Below are 19535 nucleotides of genomic sequence, written 5' to 3'. Positions count from 1 at the left end.
CGCCCTTGTTAAAGGAACCTCAAACCATTGGTGTGTTTGTCAAGAGCGATTGCGGGTACCTCCACTACAAAAAAGAGAGAAGAAAAAAACTTCAGGTCACTTTTTCATAGAAGTTTTGACACTACCATTGATAAATTGGCTGCAATCCTATTTCTTCTTTTTAACTTCTCCTTCGTAGTAAACCCAGGCCGACGAGGATTTAAACACTAGCATTGTTAACCCTAAAACAATCAAAAACATAAACCATGCATTTGCGGAGGAGTATCCCATTTTAAAATATTTAAAGGCATTTTCGTAAACATACATCGCATAAAAATAGGTTGAATTGAGCGGTCCGCCGCCAGTTAATAGCAGAGCTAAGGTCAATTGCTGGAAAGCTGCTATTATCGTTGTGATGACATTAAATAGAATAGTTGGTGTTAAGAGAGGCAAAGTGATTTTGAAGAACTGAGTTATTTTATTAGCTCCATCGATAGATGCAGCTTCATAAAGTTCTCCAGAAATACCTTTTAAACCTGCAAGGAAGATTAACATCATCGTACCTTGACCCCAAAGGCTGGCAATTACCATCGCTACTAGTGACCAGCCCGTCTCATTCAGCCAGTTAGGACCAGATATATCAACCAAGGATAAAAAGTAATTAAGAATACCGTATTCACCATTGAATACCCATGCCCAAATCATCGCAAGAGCAACGCCCGAAATGACAGACGGCAGGTAGAAAAAGGTTCGGAAAAAGGAATGACCTTTTACATTTTGATTCAATAAAATGGCTAAAACTAGGGCTACAATAATATTTAAAGGAACAAACAACGCGGCGAATTTAACCGTCACCCCTAATGATTTCCAAAAAAGCGGATCATCCGTAAACATTGTCTTATAGTTATCTAGACCGATAAATGTCGCCTCACCGACAACCGGCCAATCATAGAAGCTGATAAAAAGAGAATATACTAATGGTCCAAGCGTAAAAGCAAAAAATCCAATGACCCATGGGGAGATAAAAAGAAGTGGGACAATCTTGTCCCACTTTATTTTCTTTTTCTTGTTTATTTCCACATAGGGGGTTGGAGCGGCAGGTAAAGATTTCATCATGAACACCCCACTTATTTAGTCTTACTGCTTCATATATTTCTCAGAGTCCCTGGCGGCTTTATTTAGTAATTTCTCAGCGTCCTGTCCAAGCATAACTGCATTCACAGCTGCGGAAAGGTTACGGTTTATCTCATTCCAATTGCTGTTTAAAAGGAAGGCTGGTGTATCGTCAGATCGTTCAAGCATCTTATAGAACGGGCTTACTAATGGATCCTGCTCCATATTCAATTCCTTTACTACACTAATTCGAACAGGTAAATCAGCCGTACGCATTTTAATTGCTTCAGGTGAGGAATAAAACTTCACAAACTTGTAAGCAAGATCTTTATGCTTAGAATCCTTCGCTACCGAAACCGCAGAAGAAGCAATAACTCCTTTTGCTGGCTTGTCCCCAAATGATGGGACTTCAACCGTTCCAAAATTAATCTTAGCTTCCTTAAATCCTTCTAAAGGCCAAATACCGCTTTCCCACATGGCGATCTTTCCTGCTTTGAAAATATCATCACCGCTTTGTTGGTTTTTTCCACCAACAAGAACAGCGCTTTTATCCTTAAGAAGATCACTTAAAATTTGAATTGATTTAATTGTTTCAGGACTGTTCATATAGCCCTTAACTTCTTTCCCGTCTTTACTGATGAAGCTGCCGCCATTGCTCCATACCAACCCTTGGAGATCATACGTGTCTGGCTCTGGCACTACCCCAAAACCGTATTGCTTCTTGCTCGGATCCGACAATTTTTTAGAAATCTCTTTAAAATCGTCCCATGACCAGCCATCCTTTGGATAAGCGACATTAGCTGCATCAAATAAATCTTTGTTATAATACACAACCCGTGTTGTAAAACCAGCAGGCATTCCATAAATTTTTCCGTTCATTCTGGAATAATTAAATAAACCTTGGTAAAAATCATCCATATCCATTTCTGTATCACCGTCAATGTAAGCATCAAGCGGCTCAAGTGACTCATAATATGCTGGGAAATTCCACATATACATCATATCCGGTGGATTTTTTGCCCCAAAGGAAGCAGCTAGTTTCTGATCAAAGCCATCACCATATGCCTCTACTTGCACCTTTACCCCAGGATTCTTTTCTTCAAATTTTTTGGCAATATCCTGTTGAATTTTCAGCGCCTCACCGGAGTCCCATGTAGCAAAGCGAAGTGTAATAGTTCCTTTTCCATTCTTCTCATCTCCAGTTCCTCCAGTGGCTTTTTCCCCTGAACTGCTGTTCGAACATGCTGCCAAGGAGAAGACGCTAATTAATAATAAAATCATTGCTAGGATGCTGATTTTTTTCATTCTCCATTTCCCCCTCTATAGATAAAAAATTAACCGCTTTCATTGTACTTCTAATGAAAGCGGTATCACACTGAAATTCATCTTATATTGTTCGTAATAATGTTTTAATTTTATGTGGAATTTATGGGTTAGGGGTAAGATTGTCCGAAGTGATTCTCCTTTTTGTTAGACGATAGTCAGATGGTGTACATCCCGTACATTTTTTAAACCATTTGCTAAAATATTTCCCGTCATGCACCCCAACCCTCTCTCCTATTTCCTGTAAAGTGAGAGAAGTAGTTTCAAGCAATTCACTAGCAGCATTGATCTTTAACTTTTCTGTAAATGTATGAAAGCTTTCTCCAACTGATTTACTAAAAAGGGTACTAAAGTGACTTCTACTAAGACCGACTTCATTGGCCACATCAACCGATGAGTAGGATTCTGAAAGGTCCTTCGTAATCAGCAGAACCGCTTTTTGAATTGGTTCCGGCCATTTTTCATCAATTTCATATATTAAGACTTCCGGTCCATTACTGTCTTGTTCTCTCTCTTCTGATTTTTGGATTTCATCAGTGAATTGTTTAAGGTATTCTTCAAACTCATCATCTTGGAAAGCTGTTTTTAAAATATAACCAGAAGCCCCCACCTTAATTCCTTCCTGGGCATATTCGAAATCTCGGTGGCAGCTTAATAACAGGATTTTCGTGGCCGGTGCGGCTTGTTTAATTTTTCTGGCAAGTTCAATGCCATTCTGTTCTGGCATGACAATATCAGTAATGACCACCGCCGGGGAGTGTTCAAGAAACATTTCCCAGCCCTTTTGACCGTTTGATGCATCTGCTACCACTTCCATATTGAATTTCTTCCAATTCACTGTGGCCATTAACCCTTTTCGGACGATATATTCATCATCAACTATTATGACTTTGATCACGTGGTCATCCTCCTTTTTGGCCAGCGCATTTTGATTGTTGTTCCATCATCTGGACTTGATTCTATTTTCAGGCCATATTCATTTCCAAAATGAAGCTTTAGCCGTTGATCGACATTAAACACTCCTATTCCCCGTACTTTGTCCTTTGTCGAATGGTCATTGAGTATGTTTAGTGCTGTTTGTTCACTCATTCCTTTTCCATTATCTCTCAAGGAAAGCTCTAAGAAGTCTGTATGATCTGCAATGGTTAATTCAATTTTTCCCTGTCCGTCTTCAAAGGCATGAAAAAAAATATTTTCAAATAATGGCTGCAAAGACAACCTTGGTATCAAATAATCTAAGCATTCCGGATTGACCTTTTCTATGTAGTCAAACATATGCCCAAAACGAATTTCCTGCACTTTTAAATAATGACTTATCGTATCGAGCTCTTTTTTTAACGGAATCAACTCATCAGCAAAATTGAGATTTTCATGAAGAACTTCGGTAAGATGGTAAATCATTTGCTGAACTTCCTTGGCATTACTAAGCCTCGCCTTCCACTGAATGGAGTTTAGCGTATTAAACAACAAATGGGGATTGATTTGATAATGAAACGCCCGTAACTCCGCTTTCCTTTTTAGCCGTTCCGTCTCTCCGATTTCATCAATTAATTCCTTAATTTGTTGGACCATCTGATTAAAACTGATGGTTAATTTCCCAATTTCATCGTGCTCTTTTACAGGGATTTGTGTCTGCAGCGCACCCATACTAACAAGTTCCATTGATTCCTTTAGTTTTCTGATCCGTTTTGCCAGTGGCGCTGAAAAAACCATTGCTAATAAGATAGCCAGTATAATTAATACGAAAATACCTAGCAAAGTATAGTTAAAGATAACCTCAGAGGATTGGTAAAATAGTTTTTCAGGGACACGAATCTCAATTTGCCATCCATAGGCATCAATATTTTTCACCCTCACAACATCATTTGAGAGCGGCTCCCTTTTAGCCTTTGTTTGGTAAATGACTTTATTCTTTTCATTATGAATGGTTATAAATGCGTGGACATCTTTTTCAAGATACTTAATATATGAAAAAAGCTCGTCAGCATTCGTCTCAATTAGCAGCTTGCTGCCCTTTAAAATTCCATATTGGCTCTGGATCGGCAATACAAGACCAAGAATGGATTCTGGTGTTTTACTGCTACCATAATGATCAACTTTATAAAATCCAATCCAGCGATCCCCTTGTTTTATTTTGCTTGCTTCCTTCCAAAAGGGCATTTGAAACAGTTTTTGAGAATTGAGATCGTTTCCCCCATAATAATATCCGGAATTTGTTATTAAGTAGATTCCTTTCGTATTAAACGTTTTATGAGCTTCAAGGAATCTCTCAAAATTCTTTTTCTCGATGAAACCTTCATAGGTTCTTGGAATCTCCTCTTTAATGACTATTAAGGTAGGGTCGGATAAATATTGATGTATATCGTTTGAAACGACAAACATCTGATTAATCGTATTCTCTAATTGCGTTTCAAGCTGTGAAACAGCAAAATTTTCATAATCATTAAATTGTTTATTTACTATCGTGGATGATTTTTGATAAGAGAGAAAACCGAATAAAAGAAGAGGAATCAGTGCCACTACGATAAAAAACAGCATCAACTTGGTTCGAAAACTGCCATTCAATTGATTATTAAGTTTTGTGGATATATTTTTAATAACTTCGATTATCATTTTCAAACCTTGTAATCTTCGCATGATATCACATTCCCCATAACTGCAGTCTCATCCTTTTATTACTGGTAATCGTTTTCATAAATCTCCCTTATCATAAACCAGAGTTGTTATTATTTCTATAGGTACCTCCTGTGTTTTTAGTTGGTAGTTACGAACACTTTTATGAAAATAAAAATGAAGGGTCTAGGAGAGAAAACTTTCCTTGACCCTTCATTTAGATTCACAAAGTTCTATAATTCAATTTTATATTGCTGTTCACTTATACCCTCCATAGAGAAGACTCGCTCCACGTAGTGAATTTCTTTGTCCGACATCAACATGACGGTTGAACTCCTGGTCCCGTAGTTCTCACTTTTTATAAACAATGGCGAAAGCCTTCTTTCCCATTCTAATGAAACTCCAGTGTGTGGAAGAAGTTCGTCCGGTGCCTGGTCTGAATTTTGAAGCATATTCAAAAGTTCCGCTACTAGTCCATCCTCTTCTCCATTGATAATTTTGGCCAATCCTTCCTTTCCTTTTTGAACCTTTGGCCAGTCAGTATTTAGTAAGTGATTGCTGACACCATAAATCCCAGGAACAATCTTTTTCAGTTCATGCCCTTTATTTGAAAAATAATATAGTTCATTTCCATCACCGGCCAATAAGTTATAGCCTGGATACAGGTCCTTTCGTCCTCCAAGGTCTTCCATATAAGCCTTTAGATTTCCCTTGTGTTTCAAGGCTTCAGTAACCAATTCACCCCGTGAGCGCTTTCCATCCGTTGCTTCCTTTGGGTCACGATAATTGGTCAACGCCGCAAACCGCCCACCTGTTGTAACCCCCATCCAGGTACCCTTTTTTTCTAAATCCCTTCCGGCCAGGATGTCAGGCTGGTCTTCCCAGAAATGTACCGGGGAAGTAGGTCTCCCTAGGAATTCATCTCGGTTTGCTGCCACAATGAGCTTGTAGATTGGATGGACTTGATAAGCAAAAAGTATTAAACACATTAGAAATCACAGCCCTCTATTCAATTATCCACGGCTTTTTTCAGCGTTTGTTTACGTTTATTGAGCATTTTTCTGATCAGACGAATCTGGCCTCTATGACTCAGTTCATCTTCAAACACATGGAACCATTTAAAGAAATTATTCGCATGGCGATCATGCCAAAACGGCGTTTGTTCATATAACCATTCATCAGGAAGCGTTTTAAACATTTCGATGGTTGCATTCCGTGCTTCGCCCATTTGCTCCAAGTAATAATCAATGCTATTGCCTTTAATCATTTCTCTCCCAAGACTTCCTAAGTCTAGCGCGGGAAGTAAAATGCTTAGCTCTTTCTCATTTAGATCACGATTTTCAAACGTTTCAACTTGATAAGCCTTTTCGACCGCAGCCAAATGAGCCAACAGCATTCCGATTGAATTTGCCTCCTCATCAAAAAGGAAGTCTAACTCTTCCACAGTAAGTCCCTTTACCGTTTCAATCGTAGTGTACCTTGTATAATTCATCATCGACACCAATTTACTGAACTCCAACCCTAAACTATCTTTTTGATCGATTATATATAATGTATCCAAATCCATGTTATTACCTCCGTATAGGAAAATAAACCACTCATTCTAATTCGCCATCTTCTTAGTAATTCCTTTTAGCATAGAGGCAATCCTTTAATAGGCTGAAATTGCTAAAAAGAAAATGATCCTACTCACGAAGGTTATTCACAACTCTGGAAATAATAATAGCTAGAACCAAATACATTTGGAGGTATTGTTCTCATGTCTGAATTAGAACCATTCGAATACGAAACAGGGACAGCGATTCGCGAATATGACATTATTGAAATAACTCAAAACGCCTTAGGATATGAAGTACTCCTGGATATCGAACTAGACAGCGGCTATTCCTTAGTAAGAACAAAGTTAGAAGTAACCCATGAAGACTTAGCGGGATATGAAACAAGCAATATTGAAGAAGGAATTAAATACGCCTTAGGATTTTTCACTCATTAACAAACGAATATTTCAAGGGGAAATCTCGGGTGAACTGTGTTAAACTTGTTAATCTAACCAACACGGTTGGATGTACGTACATGAGTAATGGAGTGGTTAAATGGGTAGTGCAAAAGGGAAAGGCGGGACCGGTCGAGGAACCGGCAAAAAGGGCTGGACTCGTTGGCAGGCTGGAGTCAAAAAAGCCAAAAGCGCCAAACCATATGTCAGCAAGGGCGTAAAAAGAGCCAAAGAAGCAGACGAAAAACAGTAACAATAAATGGGTGTCAGGCACCACTCGTGGACAAATGTCCACGGGTGGTGCCTGACACCCATTACTGTTTTATAATATTAAACGGATTTGGTTTCCTGCAGGATCTTCGGTTACATAGTATTCGGCTTCTTTCGTAATTGGAGCACCTATTTGTTTTAGTTGGTTCAAGGCTTTCTCTCTTGCTGCCGTATCAGGGAAAACGAGCGTGTACCAATTTAACCCTACACTGTTTTTCGGGGGAGTGGCAGCACCTTCTCCCTGCCAAGTATTGATCGCAATATGATGATGATATCTGCCTGTTGATAGGAATGCCGCTTGTGGATAGTAACTAACTATCTCAAAACCCAGCCCTTTTGTATAAAACTCCTCGGCTTTTTGCAAATTGCTGACATGCAGGTGAATGTGACCCATGAGTGTACCTGCTGGTAAACCGCTCCACTCCGCCTCACTTTCTGCAATAATTCCATTGCCATCAAGCTCTTCGGTGGCCATTTCGACTAAACCGTTGTTCCATTTCCATTCTGAAGAAGGGCGGTCCCGGTACACTTCAATCCCATTGCCGTCAGGGTCATTAAGGTATAACGCCTCACTTACATAATGGTCTGCGGCACCGAGCGGATATCCAGTTTGGACCATGTGTCGTAAAAAGACTGCTAAATCTGCTCGTGATGGCAGTAAAATGGCAAAGTGATACAGGCCTGACGTACGACCTGTTTTCGCCACAACCTCCTTTGGCTGCTCTAGCGTTAGTAATGGCTTTTTTCCATCGGTCGTTAAGACCGCTTTCCGCTCTGATTTTTCCAACACTTGAAACCCCATAATATTTTGATAAAAAATAAGTGAATAATCGAGATTTTTCACCTTAATATTGACCTCTCCGACATATATATTTGGAGCTTGATGAAATTGATCCATTTTCTCCTCATCCTTTCGTCAATCAGTTGTATAAGAAATTTCCTTTTATTTAAGTATGGTTATCATACATACCATTCATTCGAATCCAATCACCTATGATTACAGTGTACTTTGAATTTATCTTGAATTCAAGTATTTTAAATTAAAAATAAAGTGAAAACCAGTCCATTTCTATGCTGCAAAAAAAGGACTCTTCCGCTATGCGAAAAAGCCCTAAAACCCGTTTGTTATGCTTCTACAATGTCCGGCTGTTTATAGACTTCGTTTTCAAATTCACCTGTTGCTTTACTGGTTAATATACCAGATGTCATTGCTCCGCTAACGTTTAATGCTGTCCTTCCCATGTCAATAAGCGGTTCCACTGAGATGAGCAAACCAACAATCGCAATTGGAAGGTTCATGACAGATAATACAATCAGCGCTGCAAAGGTGGCACCGCCGCCTACACCAGCTACACCAAAGGAACTAATCGCGACCACAAGAATGAGAGTTAAGATAAAGGATATACTCGTTGGATCCACTCCAGCGGCCGGTGCAACCATCACTGCTAACATTGCTGGATAAACACCTGCACATCCGTTTTGACCAATGGTCAATCCAAACGAGCCGGCAAAGTTTGCAATCCCTTCTGACACACCAAAGTCTTTCGTTTGCGTTTTAATGGTCATTGGCAAAGTTCCTGCACTAGTCCGTGACGTAAAGGCAAAGGTCAATGTTGGCAGTCCTTTTTTCACATAATTTACAGGACTTAGTTTTGCAAAGGATAATAGTAGTAAATGAACAATGAACACCAAAATGAGCGCCACATAGGAGGCAATCACAAACTTACCTAATTTCGCAATCGCCGCATAGTCACTTGTTGCTGTGACCCTTGTGATGATGGCAAGAATTCCATATGGCGTTAGACGTAAGATTAGTGTGACTACCCTCATGACAACGGAATAGACCGTATCAATGATTTCAGCAAAAAATTCTCCTGTTTCTGGGTCTGTGCGTTTAACTCCAAGATAAGCGATGCCAATAAACACAGCAAAAATAACAACCGCAATCGTAGAAGTCGCTCGCGCTCCTGTTAAATCCTGAAATGGATTGCTTGGGATTAACTCAATGATTTGCTGTGGGAGAGTCATATTTTCTATTCCAGTAACTCGTTCCTCTAACTGGGCATTACGAGCTGCTTCGGCTTCCCCTTCAGTTAACTGTACACCATCAAGACCAAATCCCAATGCAGAGCCAATTCCAATCGCCGCAGAAACGGCAGTCGTTGCAAGCAGGATGCCGATGACAAGGAAACTAATTTTCCCAATATTTTTCGTTAACTTTAACTTTGTAAAGGCGCCGACAATGGAGACAAAGATCAGTGGCATAACTACCATTTGTAGTAGTTTCACATAGCCATTCCCGACAATGTTAAACCAATTGATGGAACCTGTCGTTACTTCATGTGTCGTGCCATAAATAAGATGAATGAGAAAACCAAAGATAATACCTAAACCTAACGCACTAAAAACACGCTTGGAAAAAGAAACATGCTTCTTTTGCATCGTAAATAATCCAAACATGAGTAATAACAGAACAGCTACATTGACGAGGATCAGCAAGAAATTCATACTATCCATCCTCCTTCAAATTCGGAAAAATTGTAATCCAAATATTCCAATGAATTAAGTCGGAATTATGGTCGTCACCATATACCTGCCACGAAATATAACAATCAAACGTTTGATATGGTAAATAATATGATAGGACTTTTCCTTATATTCCAAGCCCGTCACTTATTTAATCAAACGTTTGATTAGTTTTTCAATCCTCCAAAAATTAGGTTAACATTGGGAATGCACTGCGAGAATAACTCACATCATTCATTCGGAATCGGATGGATCGCATCCTTTAAGGCTGTTTCTAATTCTTCCTTGAATCGGGTCTTCTCCTCCACCGTCCATCCAAGCGCATCTTCCATATAGTCCAGAATGGCATCTTTCCATTCTACTACCCAGTGAATATCAAAAAATAAAGCTCCTGTTCGACGGATAAAAAAGTCTACTGGTTTTACTGTCATTTCATCCTCTAACGAATAAACAATTTGAACAAACACCTCAACCGGCAAACCAAACTTGTTATTGGGGTCATACCTTTTCGCAATGTCAAAAATCCGATCAATATTGGAACCATAGCGATGAACTAATTTGCGATATTGTTCCTTTGTAAATCCTCTTAACTCCCCATCTTTTTCCTTTTTTTCAACAAAGGAAGCAAAGTTACTAGCCCCATCAACATGACCACCGGATATAGGTAAATGTTTCGTTTGGCAAGCTTGAAAATGGCCGCTCTGTTTTGCAATCAAGTCCACCACCGTTTCCGCCATTTTTCTGTATCCCGTCAGCTTCCCGCCTGCGATGGTAATCAGACCGGAATTCGAAACCCATATTTCATCTTTTCGCGAAATTTCAGAGGGATCCTTGCCTTCTTCATAAATCAGCGGTCTTACCCCTGCCCAGCTAGATTCAATATCCTCTGCCTTAATGGAAACAGTTGGAAACATATAATGAATGGCATTAAGAATGTAATCTCTGTCAGCTTCCGTCATTTTTGGATAAATCGGATCGTTGCCATAATAGGTGTCTGTGGTCCCCACATACGTTTTCCCATCCCTTGGAATGGCAAAAACCATGCGGCCATCAGCTGTATCAAAATACACAGCTTGTTTTAGGGGAAATCTCGACTGATCAATTACCAAATGGACCCCTTTGGTCAGCCGCAGTTTTTTTCCAGCTAACGACTTATCTTTGTCGCGGAGGGAATCAACCCAAGGGCCAGTGGCATTTATGATGCGTTTTGCGTAAATATCATGAACGGTACCAGTTAATAGATCCTCAACTTTAGCACCAATCACCTTACCATTTTGATAAATAAACTCGATTACTTTTGAATAATTTACTGCTTTGGCACCATGCGCCACCGCTTCTTTTATAACTTCGATGGTTAACCGGGCGTCATCAGTACGATATTCCACATAATAACCGCCGCCTTTTAAGCCCTCTCTTTTAATCAGCGGCTCTTTCAGAATGGTATCATCCGGAGAAAGCATTTTTCTTCGTTCACTTTTTTTTACGTCTGCTAAAAAGTCATAGACTCGTAGTCCAATTGATGTACTGAATTTCCCAAACGTCCCACCTTTATGCATTGGCAGGAGCATCCATTCTGGTGTCGTTACATGCGGGCCATTTTCATAAACAATCGCCCGTTCCTTCCCCACTTCCGCGACCATCTTCACTTCGAATTGTTTTAAATACCTGAGACCACCGTGAACAAGTTTCGTTGATCGGCTAGATGTCCCTGCAGCAAAATCTTGCATTTCTACTAATGCCGTTTTCATACCCCTTGTTACGGCATCTAATGCGATTCCAGCACCTGTTATTCCACCACCGATGACAAGTACCTCAAATTCTTCTGTGACCATTTCCTTTAGAATTGTGTTTCTATTTGAACTTGAAAATTTTAACATTTGCATTATGGTTACCTCCAATGGGGATAAAAAAAAGAGGCCACAACAATCACAATGGTATTAAATCCATTGCTTTGTTGTGGCCTCTCGAGTTTCTCCCGCCAAAATATTAACTTAAGTATAGCTTACCATACATTACGATTATTTAAAAGCCCTAGCTGCGTTTACAGCCTTTTTCCAACCTGTATATAAATTGTTTCGATCCTCTTCAGCCATATCTGGTGTAAATGCTTTATCCATATTCCATTGAGCAGCGATTTCTTCTTGGCTTTCCCAATAACCCACCGCTAATCCTGCTAAATAAGCTGCTCCTAATGCTGTAGTTTCTCTTACTTCTGGACGCTCCACTGGTACATCTAATACATCGCTTTGGAATTGCATTAAGAAGTTATTGGCAACAGCGCCGCCGTCTACACGCAAAGTTTTAAGCGAAATACCTGAATCCGCCTCCATTGAAGTTAAGACATCCTTTGTTTGATAAGCAAGGGATTCTATCGTTGCGCGAACAAAGTGTTCTTTGGTGGTACCACGAGTTAAGCCAAAAACCGAACCACGTACATCACTATCCCAATAAGGTGTTCCTAACCCAACAAAGGCAGGAACTACATATACACCATCTGTTGATTTTACGCTCGTTGCAAATTTTTCGCTCTCTTCAGCATTTCTAAACATACGGAGCCCATCACGAAGCCATTGGATGGCGGACCCAGCAACAAAGATACTTCCTTCAAGTGCATATTCTACTTTTCCGTTAATACCCCATGCAATTGTTGTTAACAGACCGTTCTCTGATTTTACTGCTTGTTCTCCGGTATTCATTAACATAAAGCAGCCAGTTCCATAAGTATTTTTCGCCATTCCTTTATCATAGCATGCTTGACCGAATAACGCTGCTTGCTGGTCACCCGCAACTCCGGCAATTGGCACATTACAGCCAAAGAAATGGTAATCAACTGTTTCAGCGTATACTTCTGAAGATGGGCGTACTTCCGGAAGCATTGAAGCAGGAACTGACAAAATTTCTAATAACTCTTCATCCCATTTAAGGTCATGAATATTGTACATCAATGTTCTCGATGCATTGGAGTAATCTGTTACATGGGCTTTTCCACCAGATAGTTTCCAAATAAGCCATGTATCAATCGTTCCAAATAGCAGTTCTCCACGCTCTGCTTTTTCTCTTGCACCTTCTACATTTTCAAGAATCCATTTCACTTTTGTTCCAGAGAAATAAGCATCAATTAAAAGGCCTGTTTTATCCCTGAATAATTGATCATATCCTTTTGCTTTCAATTCTTCACAAATCGCTGCTGTTTGGCGGGATTGCCAAACAATGGCATGATATATCGGCTGGCCAGTTTTTTTATCCCAGACAACTGCTGTTTCCCGTTGGTTTGTAATACCGATTCCAGCCACTTGTTCTGGTTTTACATTAGCCCCGGCCAAACAAGAAGCCATTACCGCTAGGATCGAACCCCAAATTTCAATTGCATTATGTTCTACCCAGCCTGGTTGAGGGAAGAATTGTTGAAATTCCTGCTGAGCGACTTGGACAATCTTTCCTTCTTTATTAAAAAGAATAGCACGTGAACTTGTTGTACCTTGATCTAAGGATAAAATGTATTTTTCCATATATAAACTCTCCCTTTAATTAAAATTATGCACTGACTTTTTCTACTCGGACCGTTTCCTGATGTTTCTTTCCCATTACAGAAGCGATTGCAAGAACAACTACAATTGCCCCTATTATAAACCAAAGACTCATTTCTGTTTTACCGAGAAAGGCAGCTTTATAAAATAATCCTCCCAAACTTCCTCCAAGGATTGGGCCTACAATGGGTATCCATGAATATCCCCAATTAGAACTTCCTTTTCCCGGAATTGGAAGAAGGGCATGTGCTAACCTTGGACCAAAGTCACGGGCGGGATTGATCGCATATCCTGTTGTTCCCCCAAGACTCAAACCGATACTAACAATAAGGAAGCCTACCACGAGTGGATTTAGTCCATCTGCAAATTTATTTGCACCGATTGCTAAGATTCCTAAAACAAGAATAAATGTACCAATAATTTCACTAATTAAGTTTGCAAAAGTATGAGGAATAGCAGGACCTGTTGCAAATGTTCCTAATTTTGCCCCTTGATCTTCTGTCACTTTCCAATGTGGAAGATATTGAAAATAAATAATTGTTGCTCCAATTATTGCTCCAATCACTTGACCGAAAATATAAGTTGGGACCTCTTTCCACGGAAGATCGCCGGTAAATGCTAACGCAACTGTTAATGCAGGATTTAGATGTGCACCACTAAATTTACCCACTGAGTAGGCAGCAACTGCTACCGCAAACCCCCATCCAAAGGTAATAACAATCCAACCACTGCCATTAGAGAGCGTTTTCTTCAGATTCACTCCTGCGCACACGCCAGCGCCTAATGTAATTAAAATTGCCGTGCCAATTAATTCACCCCAAAAAGCTGTCATAATTAACCTCCTCTTTTAAAAAAAACATCTTTACCTTGGAACTTGTTGTGAATAAAACGAAAAAAGACGCACAGAAAATCCCCCGTAAAAATGGGGTATTTCCGTGAGTCTCTAAAATCTTCTTCACATATTATCAACTTAGTTAATATTATAAAGGTAGACTGAAAGCGTTGTCAACTAGATTCATAAACAATACACATCTTTCTAGCATCCAGTATTTTTTCATTCTTACCTTGATGACAATCAACAATCAAACTCCTTAAAAAAGCGTAAAGGCATACAAATAATGTCTTTACGCTTTTAAGCTTTATTTCTATGAATATACTAGGGCCAGTGAAACTGTTAGTTTCATCCTAATTTTTCGGTTCGAAATATTTCCATAATTCTTTATTGGATGTTGTTATCGTAATTGCTCCCGCTTCATAGGCTTGTTCTACTTCTTCAATGGTATCTATTAATCCTCCAGCAAAAACTTCTTTATTCGTACGATTCCGGATATCTTTAATTATTTTTGGCATAATTCCCGGTAATACTTCTATATAATCCGGATTTGTCCGTTCGATTAACGCAAAACTCTTTTCGATCGAGCTAGTATCTAGTAGAAACATACGCTGAATCGATTTTACACCTTTTTGTCTCGCTTTAAGAATCACGCTTCCTTTAGTAGAAATCAGGCCAAATGGTTTAAATTCCTGACAGATATATTCTGTTGAGTATTCATCACTCTTCAATCCATGAACTAAATCCATGTGAATGATTAACTTTTTATGGTTGGCCTGAGCCATTTGAAAAATGGGTTTCAGTCTGGAAACATGTATGTCTAAAATTACAATATATTCATAGTTCCTTGACATCATTTTTTCGAAATCTTCTATTTTTCGAATTGCCGGTAACACCTTTTGTCCAAAAAAACTCATCCCATTGTTCACCTCTCACCTTCAGTCTCTTCTCACCATTTTATAATACTTTTTTACTTCTATACAGTCTTTACAGAAAATACTAATCTAGACCCTCCCATACTTCATTCTCAAGGGTTTAGTCGTACATACAAAAAAGCCATAAAAACGCATAGGAATAGTAATGTATCATTCCCATTTGTTTTTATGGCTTTCTCCAAGTCTCTAAGCCTGGCTATGATATTTCTATATTAAGCATACCAAATATATTCTTTTCCACAGGTATATAGATTGTCAAACTTGTTAATTTTAATTGAAATATTGACCTAAAAGCTCGGATTTTTTGTTTGATTACTTTTCAAACGCTTCAATGTGGTAAACACTCGAATAAAAATCTCTATTTATCAGTGGCAGCGTTAAGCCAATGTTCATTAACTCATCGCCCGCATATTCCTGTTCTCCCCCATTTACTCTATAAATCTCACACGGACGTAGCCCGCGCAACTTCAGCCGGAAAAATGGCGGATTTGGTGTTGCCAAAGTTTTATAGTAAAAAACTCCAGCCCTTTCCTGGTTCGGTGACACATACATCCAAGCTGTATCCATTCCATCAAACGGACTTAACAGCCTGTATAAGTCCCCAAAACAGACAATATCCTTGATTTGATGATATCGTTTGATTTGCTCCATTACAACCTTCTTATCATCATTACTTAGTTTGTCGATATTTAATTCGAAGCCCAAATTTGCCGCCATTGCCACATGGCATCTCATTAAAAGCGGTGTAATTCTTCCCACTTGATGATTCGGCACATCTGATACATGTGCCCCCATGGTAATCGCAGGATAAATGAGGCTTGTTCCGTATTGAATCTTAAGCCGTTCAACAGCATCTGTATCATCACTCGTCCAGGTTTGCGGCATGTAATAGAGCATGCCAGGATCAAAGCGGCCGCCCCCACCGGAACAGCTTTCAAATAAAATCTGCGGAAATTGTTTGGTCATTTTTCCCAGGATTCGATACAGTCCAAGCATGTAACGGTGTGCAGTTTCTTTTTGCCTATGAGGCGGCAGCGCAGCTGAACCCACCTCAGTCATATTTCGATTCATATCCCATTTGACATAGGAAATTTTAGCACTGCTAAATACACGAGTGAGCGTTTCGATTAAAAAATTACATACGTCTTCCCTGCTTAAATCAAGAATTAATTGATTTCTAGACTGTGTCCGGTTCCTTCCCGGCACATGGATACACCAATCGGGATGTTTACGGTACAAATCACTGTCAGGAGAAACCATTTCCAGCTCCACCCATATCCCAAATTGCAGCCCTTTTTTTTGGATATAATCAGCCAATCCATCTAAACCATTGGGAAGTTTTTTCTTAAAAACATACCAATCACCCAACGAACTTTTATCATTGTCACGATGCCCAAACCATCCATCATCTAATACAAACAGTTCAATGCCTAATTCTTTTGCTGCATCCGCAAGGTCGAAAAGTTTTTTTTCATTAAAGTTGAAATAAGTGGCTTCCCAGTTATTAATGAGAATTGGACGTGTTTTGTCACGGTATACGCCACGGCAAACTCTTTCCCTCAGTATTTTATGAAAAGTCCTGGACATTCCTCCAAGCCCTTCCGAGGAATACACCATTAGAGCTTCAGGAGTCTGAAACGTTTCCCCCGGCTCCAGCACCCATGTAAAATCAAAAGGGTTTATGCCGATGCTGAGTCTAGAAGTTTGAAATGGATCGACTTCGATGGAAGCTTGAAAATTCCCGCTATAGACCAAACTGATCCCATACACATCTCCTTGCTCTTCGTTGGTGTCTTTCGCAAGGAGCGCAACAAACGGATTATGCTGATGGCTGCTTGCACCTCGAGCTGATGAAATCATTTGAATTCCGTGGTTAAGCGGTCGCCTTTCAATGTGACGCTCTCGCCCCCATGTTCCATAAAGGTGAATCCAATCCCAATTTGACCGATGAATGTCCACTGACATACTCATACATTTATGTATTTCCACATCAAGGCTCCCAAAGTGCTCAAAGGAGACCGATCTTGTTATCACATCAAAATCACGATAAATTGTATAATGAAGATTCATCCCGATCCCAAGCATGGCATCTACCATTGTCAGCACTAATGTTTCAGCTTCAGATTTATCCTCGACATACGCAGCAGGCAATCCCTTAAGTGGATGTTTTCCTTGAAAAATTTCATGAGAATCATAGACAAATTCCGTTACTGTAGTCCCGTCAGCGGAGCGGATCTGATATGCCGGCGAGCGAAAGTCCCCGTTCCCAAAAGCAGGGTATTCCTGTGGCAGCGTATCAAGTGAAAATTGCGGAAAATCAGGTTCCGTCGTCGGAGAAAAAGGCCTGCGTTTAAATGCTAGAATGGAAGACGGCTGGAGCGCATGAACCCTCTTGCCCCAATACAAATGGGCAGGATATTTATCGTGGACAATTTGAATCAAATAACTAATCTTGTTATTGTACAAATGGAAAATCCCAGCCTTTTCATCCCAATCAATTGGCACCGGCGCTCACTCCTTCATATTCGCTGAATAGCCAAAATTACTTATCTTACAATAAATATGATTTGCCATATGCCTAACAGAACAATTTATGAAAAAGAGGTGTAAAAAAAGGTGTCAGGCACCGTTCGTGGACATTTGTCCACGAGCGGTGCCTGACACCCATTACTAACACCCATTACTGACACCCATTATTAACACTCATTATAATGTAATTGTAAAGGTGGTTCCCTTCCCCTCTTCGCTTTCAACAAGGATGGTTCCTTCGTGCATTTCGATGATTTTTTTGACGATGGAGAGCCCTAACCCACTGCCTCCTTTTGACCGGTCTCTTGCCTTATCGGCTTTGTAGAATCGTTCAAATACATGAATCTGGTCTTTTTTCGAAATGCCAATCCCCGTATCTGATATTTTCACGATCGTTTTGTCATCCACTTTTTCGAGATGAACACGAATCATCCCCTGGCTCGGTGTAAATTTAATACTATTGTGAAAGAGATTCGTCCAAACCTGGCTCATCAAATCTTCATCTGCAATGATGGCGGCCTTCTCCATTGAAACATCCAATTCCAGACCCTTTTCCAGCCAAAGCGGTTCACAGGCTAAAATAATCGTCCGTATTTGCTGATCTAATCGATAACTATGCCGATCAAAGGGATGATGCTTGGATTCTAACGAAGTTAATTTCATGAGATTATCACTTAATTTCGAGAGCCTTCTACTTTCCGTTTCAATGATACTGAGATAATGGTTTCTCTCTTCTTTTGTTAGCTGATCGTATTGGAGGGCTTGGGCAAAGCCCATTATTGACGTCAATGGTGACTGAATTTCATGAGAGACATTGGAAATAAACTCCTGCCGCATCTCTTCCAACTGTTTTAATTGCTTAGCCATATGATTGATATGGTCAATCAGTTTGGTAAATTGATTTTCTCTTCCAACCTTTAAATCGAGGTATACATTAAAATCACCTTTGGCAATCCTGCTTAAGGCATCAAGTATTTCATGAAAGAGATTGTGACGCTTGGAGTTCGTAAATAAACTAATAAGAAGCCCCACAAACGCCATCGTTAATAAACTACTGACAACCTCCGCCATATGACGAAGATAATCAGATGTATGAAGATGGAATAAGCGATAGATTCCGGAGACGATAAAGTAACCTGCGGAAAAGCCCAACGAAACAAATACAATAAAGAAACAGACCCCGAATAAATGCTGGAAAAACCGTTTGACCTTCATGGTTTTACCTCAAACCGGTAACCTAATCCCCGAATCGTCTGAATTCGAAACGGGAATTCTTCTTCTGAGAACCTCTCCCTTATCCTTTTAATATGCACATCGACCGTTCGCTCGTCTCCCTCATAGTCGTAACCCCAAATATCTTCAATTAATACCTCTCTTGAAAAGGTCTTTCCGGGATAGCTCGCTAATTTAAACAACAGTTCAAATTCTTTCAACGGAATGGTAATTTCTTTATTCTTAAAAGAAATTTCATGTGTTTTGCGATTCAGCATAAAGTCATTAATAGTTATCGTTTGTGAGACCGTTATTTTATACCGCTTCAATACAGCTTTGACTCGGGCCGTTAATTCGGCTGGATCAAAAGGTTTCACTAGATAATCATCGGCCCCAAGTTCAAATCCCTTTACCTTTTGTGAGGTTTCACCTTTGGCGGTTAACATTAAGATTGGCATATCACTAAACTCCCGAATCTCTCGGCACAATTCCCAGCCATCCATATTCGGCATCATAATATCAATGATCGCTAAATCAATTTTTAATTTTCCCATCAACTCTAACGCTTTCATCCCATCTGATGCTTCGTACAGTTCGAATCCCTCTTTTTTCAAAAAAAGAAGCACAAGTTCGCGAATATTAGCGTCATCGTCGACAATTAATAATTTTGTCATCGCTCCTCA

At 39.8% G+C, this 19535-nt stretch carries 17 protein-coding genes; 2 read left to right on the top strand and 15 right to left on the bottom strand.

Annotated elements, in window-relative coordinates; translation table 11 throughout:
* Positions 1-147: 147 nt before the first annotated feature.
* From ACE198_RS17045 to ACE198_RS17020, 6 genes are all read right to left on the bottom strand, one after another.
* On the bottom strand, positions 148-1095 hold the full coding sequence (locus tag ACE198_RS17045; protein WP_375376364.1) for a carbohydrate ABC transporter permease: 948 nt from the start codon (positions 1093-1095) through the stop codon (positions 148-150).
* 21 nt (positions 1096-1116) lie between these two features.
* Positions 1117-2397 carry an ABC transporter substrate-binding protein gene (locus ACE198_RS17040; RefSeq protein WP_375376363.1) on the bottom strand — a complete coding sequence of 427 codons (1281 nt, stop codon included), beginning with the start codon at positions 2395-2397 and terminating at the stop codon, positions 1117-1119.
* A 121-nt stretch (positions 2398-2518) separates the two neighbouring features.
* Complete coding sequence (locus ACE198_RS17035) at positions 2519-3262, bottom strand: response regulator transcription factor (protein ID WP_375376367.1); 744 nt, start codon at positions 3260-3262, stop codon at positions 2519-2521.
* A 47-nt stretch (positions 3263-3309) separates the two neighbouring features.
* Positions 3310-5052, bottom strand: a complete 1743-nt coding sequence (locus ACE198_RS17030) for a sensor histidine kinase (RefSeq protein ID WP_375376362.1) — start codon at positions 5050-5052, stop codon at positions 3310-3312.
* A gap of 209 nt (positions 5053-5261) precedes the next feature.
* Positions 5262-6017 (bottom strand): NRDE family protein, encoded by a 756-nt coding sequence (locus tag ACE198_RS17025; RefSeq protein WP_375376361.1) that lies wholly within the window; start codon positions 6015-6017, stop codon positions 5262-5264.
* Positions 6018-6037: 20 nt separating this feature from the next.
* The gene (locus ACE198_RS17020; protein ID WP_375376360.1) at positions 6038-6595 is read right to left on the bottom strand and encodes a DinB family protein; all 558 of its coding nucleotides are present in this window, start codon (positions 6593-6595) and stop codon (positions 6038-6040) included.
* A gap of 192 nt (positions 6596-6787) precedes the next feature.
* On the opposite strand from ACE198_RS17020, the gene ACE198_RS17015 reads away from it, so the two are divergent.
* Positions 6788-7021 carry a hypothetical protein gene (locus ACE198_RS17015; protein WP_098570962.1) on the top strand — a complete coding sequence of 78 codons (234 nt, stop codon included), beginning with the start codon at positions 6788-6790 and terminating at the stop codon, positions 7019-7021.
* Positions 7022-7121: 100 nt separating this feature from the next.
* Positions 7122-7274 (top strand): DUF3934 family protein, encoded by a 153-nt coding sequence (locus ACE198_RS17010; protein ID WP_098570963.1) that lies wholly within the window; start codon positions 7122-7124, stop codon positions 7272-7274.
* A gap of 69 nt (positions 7275-7343) precedes the next feature.
* Here the strand turns inward: ACE198_RS17010 and ACE198_RS17005 are convergent, their stop codons facing one another.
* From ACE198_RS17005 to ACE198_RS16965, 9 genes are all read right to left on the bottom strand, one after another.
* Entirely contained in the window at positions 7344-8189 is an 846-nt protein-coding gene (locus ACE198_RS17005) for a VOC family protein (protein WP_375376359.1), read from the bottom strand.
* A gap of 227 nt (positions 8190-8416) precedes the next feature.
* On the bottom strand, positions 8417-9799 hold the full coding sequence (locus tag ACE198_RS17000; protein WP_375376358.1) for an L-cystine transporter: 1383 nt from the start codon (positions 9797-9799) through the stop codon (positions 8417-8419).
* A gap of 248 nt (positions 9800-10047) precedes the next feature.
* A complete protein-coding gene (locus ACE198_RS16995; protein ID WP_375376357.1) occupies positions 10048-11700 on the bottom strand; it encodes a glycerol-3-phosphate dehydrogenase/oxidase in 1653 nt (550 codons plus the stop codon).
* 135 nt (positions 11701-11835) lie between these two features.
* A complete protein-coding gene (gene glpK, locus ACE198_RS16990; protein ID WP_375376356.1) occupies positions 11836-13326 on the bottom strand; it encodes a glycerol kinase GlpK in 1491 nt (496 codons plus the stop codon).
* A gap of 25 nt (positions 13327-13351) precedes the next feature.
* A complete protein-coding gene (locus tag ACE198_RS16985; protein ID WP_375376355.1) occupies positions 13352-14176 on the bottom strand; it encodes an MIP/aquaporin family protein in 825 nt (274 codons plus the stop codon).
* A gap of 353 nt (positions 14177-14529) precedes the next feature.
* Positions 14530-15093 (bottom strand): glycerol-3-phosphate responsive antiterminator, encoded by a 564-nt coding sequence (locus ACE198_RS16980; RefSeq protein WP_098570968.1) that lies wholly within the window; start codon positions 15091-15093, stop codon positions 14530-14532.
* Between the two features lie 330 nt (positions 15094-15423).
* Complete coding sequence (locus ACE198_RS16975) at positions 15424-17616, bottom strand: alpha-galactosidase (protein ID WP_375376354.1); 2193 nt, start codon at positions 17614-17616, stop codon at positions 15424-15426.
* 201 nt (positions 17617-17817) lie between these two features.
* The gene (locus tag ACE198_RS16970; protein ID WP_375376353.1) at positions 17818-18855 is read right to left on the bottom strand and encodes a sensor histidine kinase; all 1038 of its coding nucleotides are present in this window, start codon (positions 18853-18855) and stop codon (positions 17818-17820) included.
* The gene (locus ACE198_RS16965; RefSeq protein ID WP_375376352.1) at positions 18852-19526 is read right to left on the bottom strand and encodes a response regulator transcription factor; all 675 of its coding nucleotides are present in this window, start codon (positions 19524-19526) and stop codon (positions 18852-18854) included. Before ACE198_RS16965 ends, ACE198_RS16970 begins: the two co-directional genes overlap by 4 nt.
* Positions 19527-19535: the final 9 nt, after the last annotated feature.

Source organism: Neobacillus sp. KR4-4, from assembly GCF_042136325.1.
In the GTDB taxonomy this organism is placed as follows: Bacteria; Bacillota; Bacilli; order Bacillales; family Cytobacillaceae; genus Neobacillus.
Note: the sequence above shows the minus strand (reverse complement) of the source record. Positions and strands in the feature narration are given on the sequence as shown.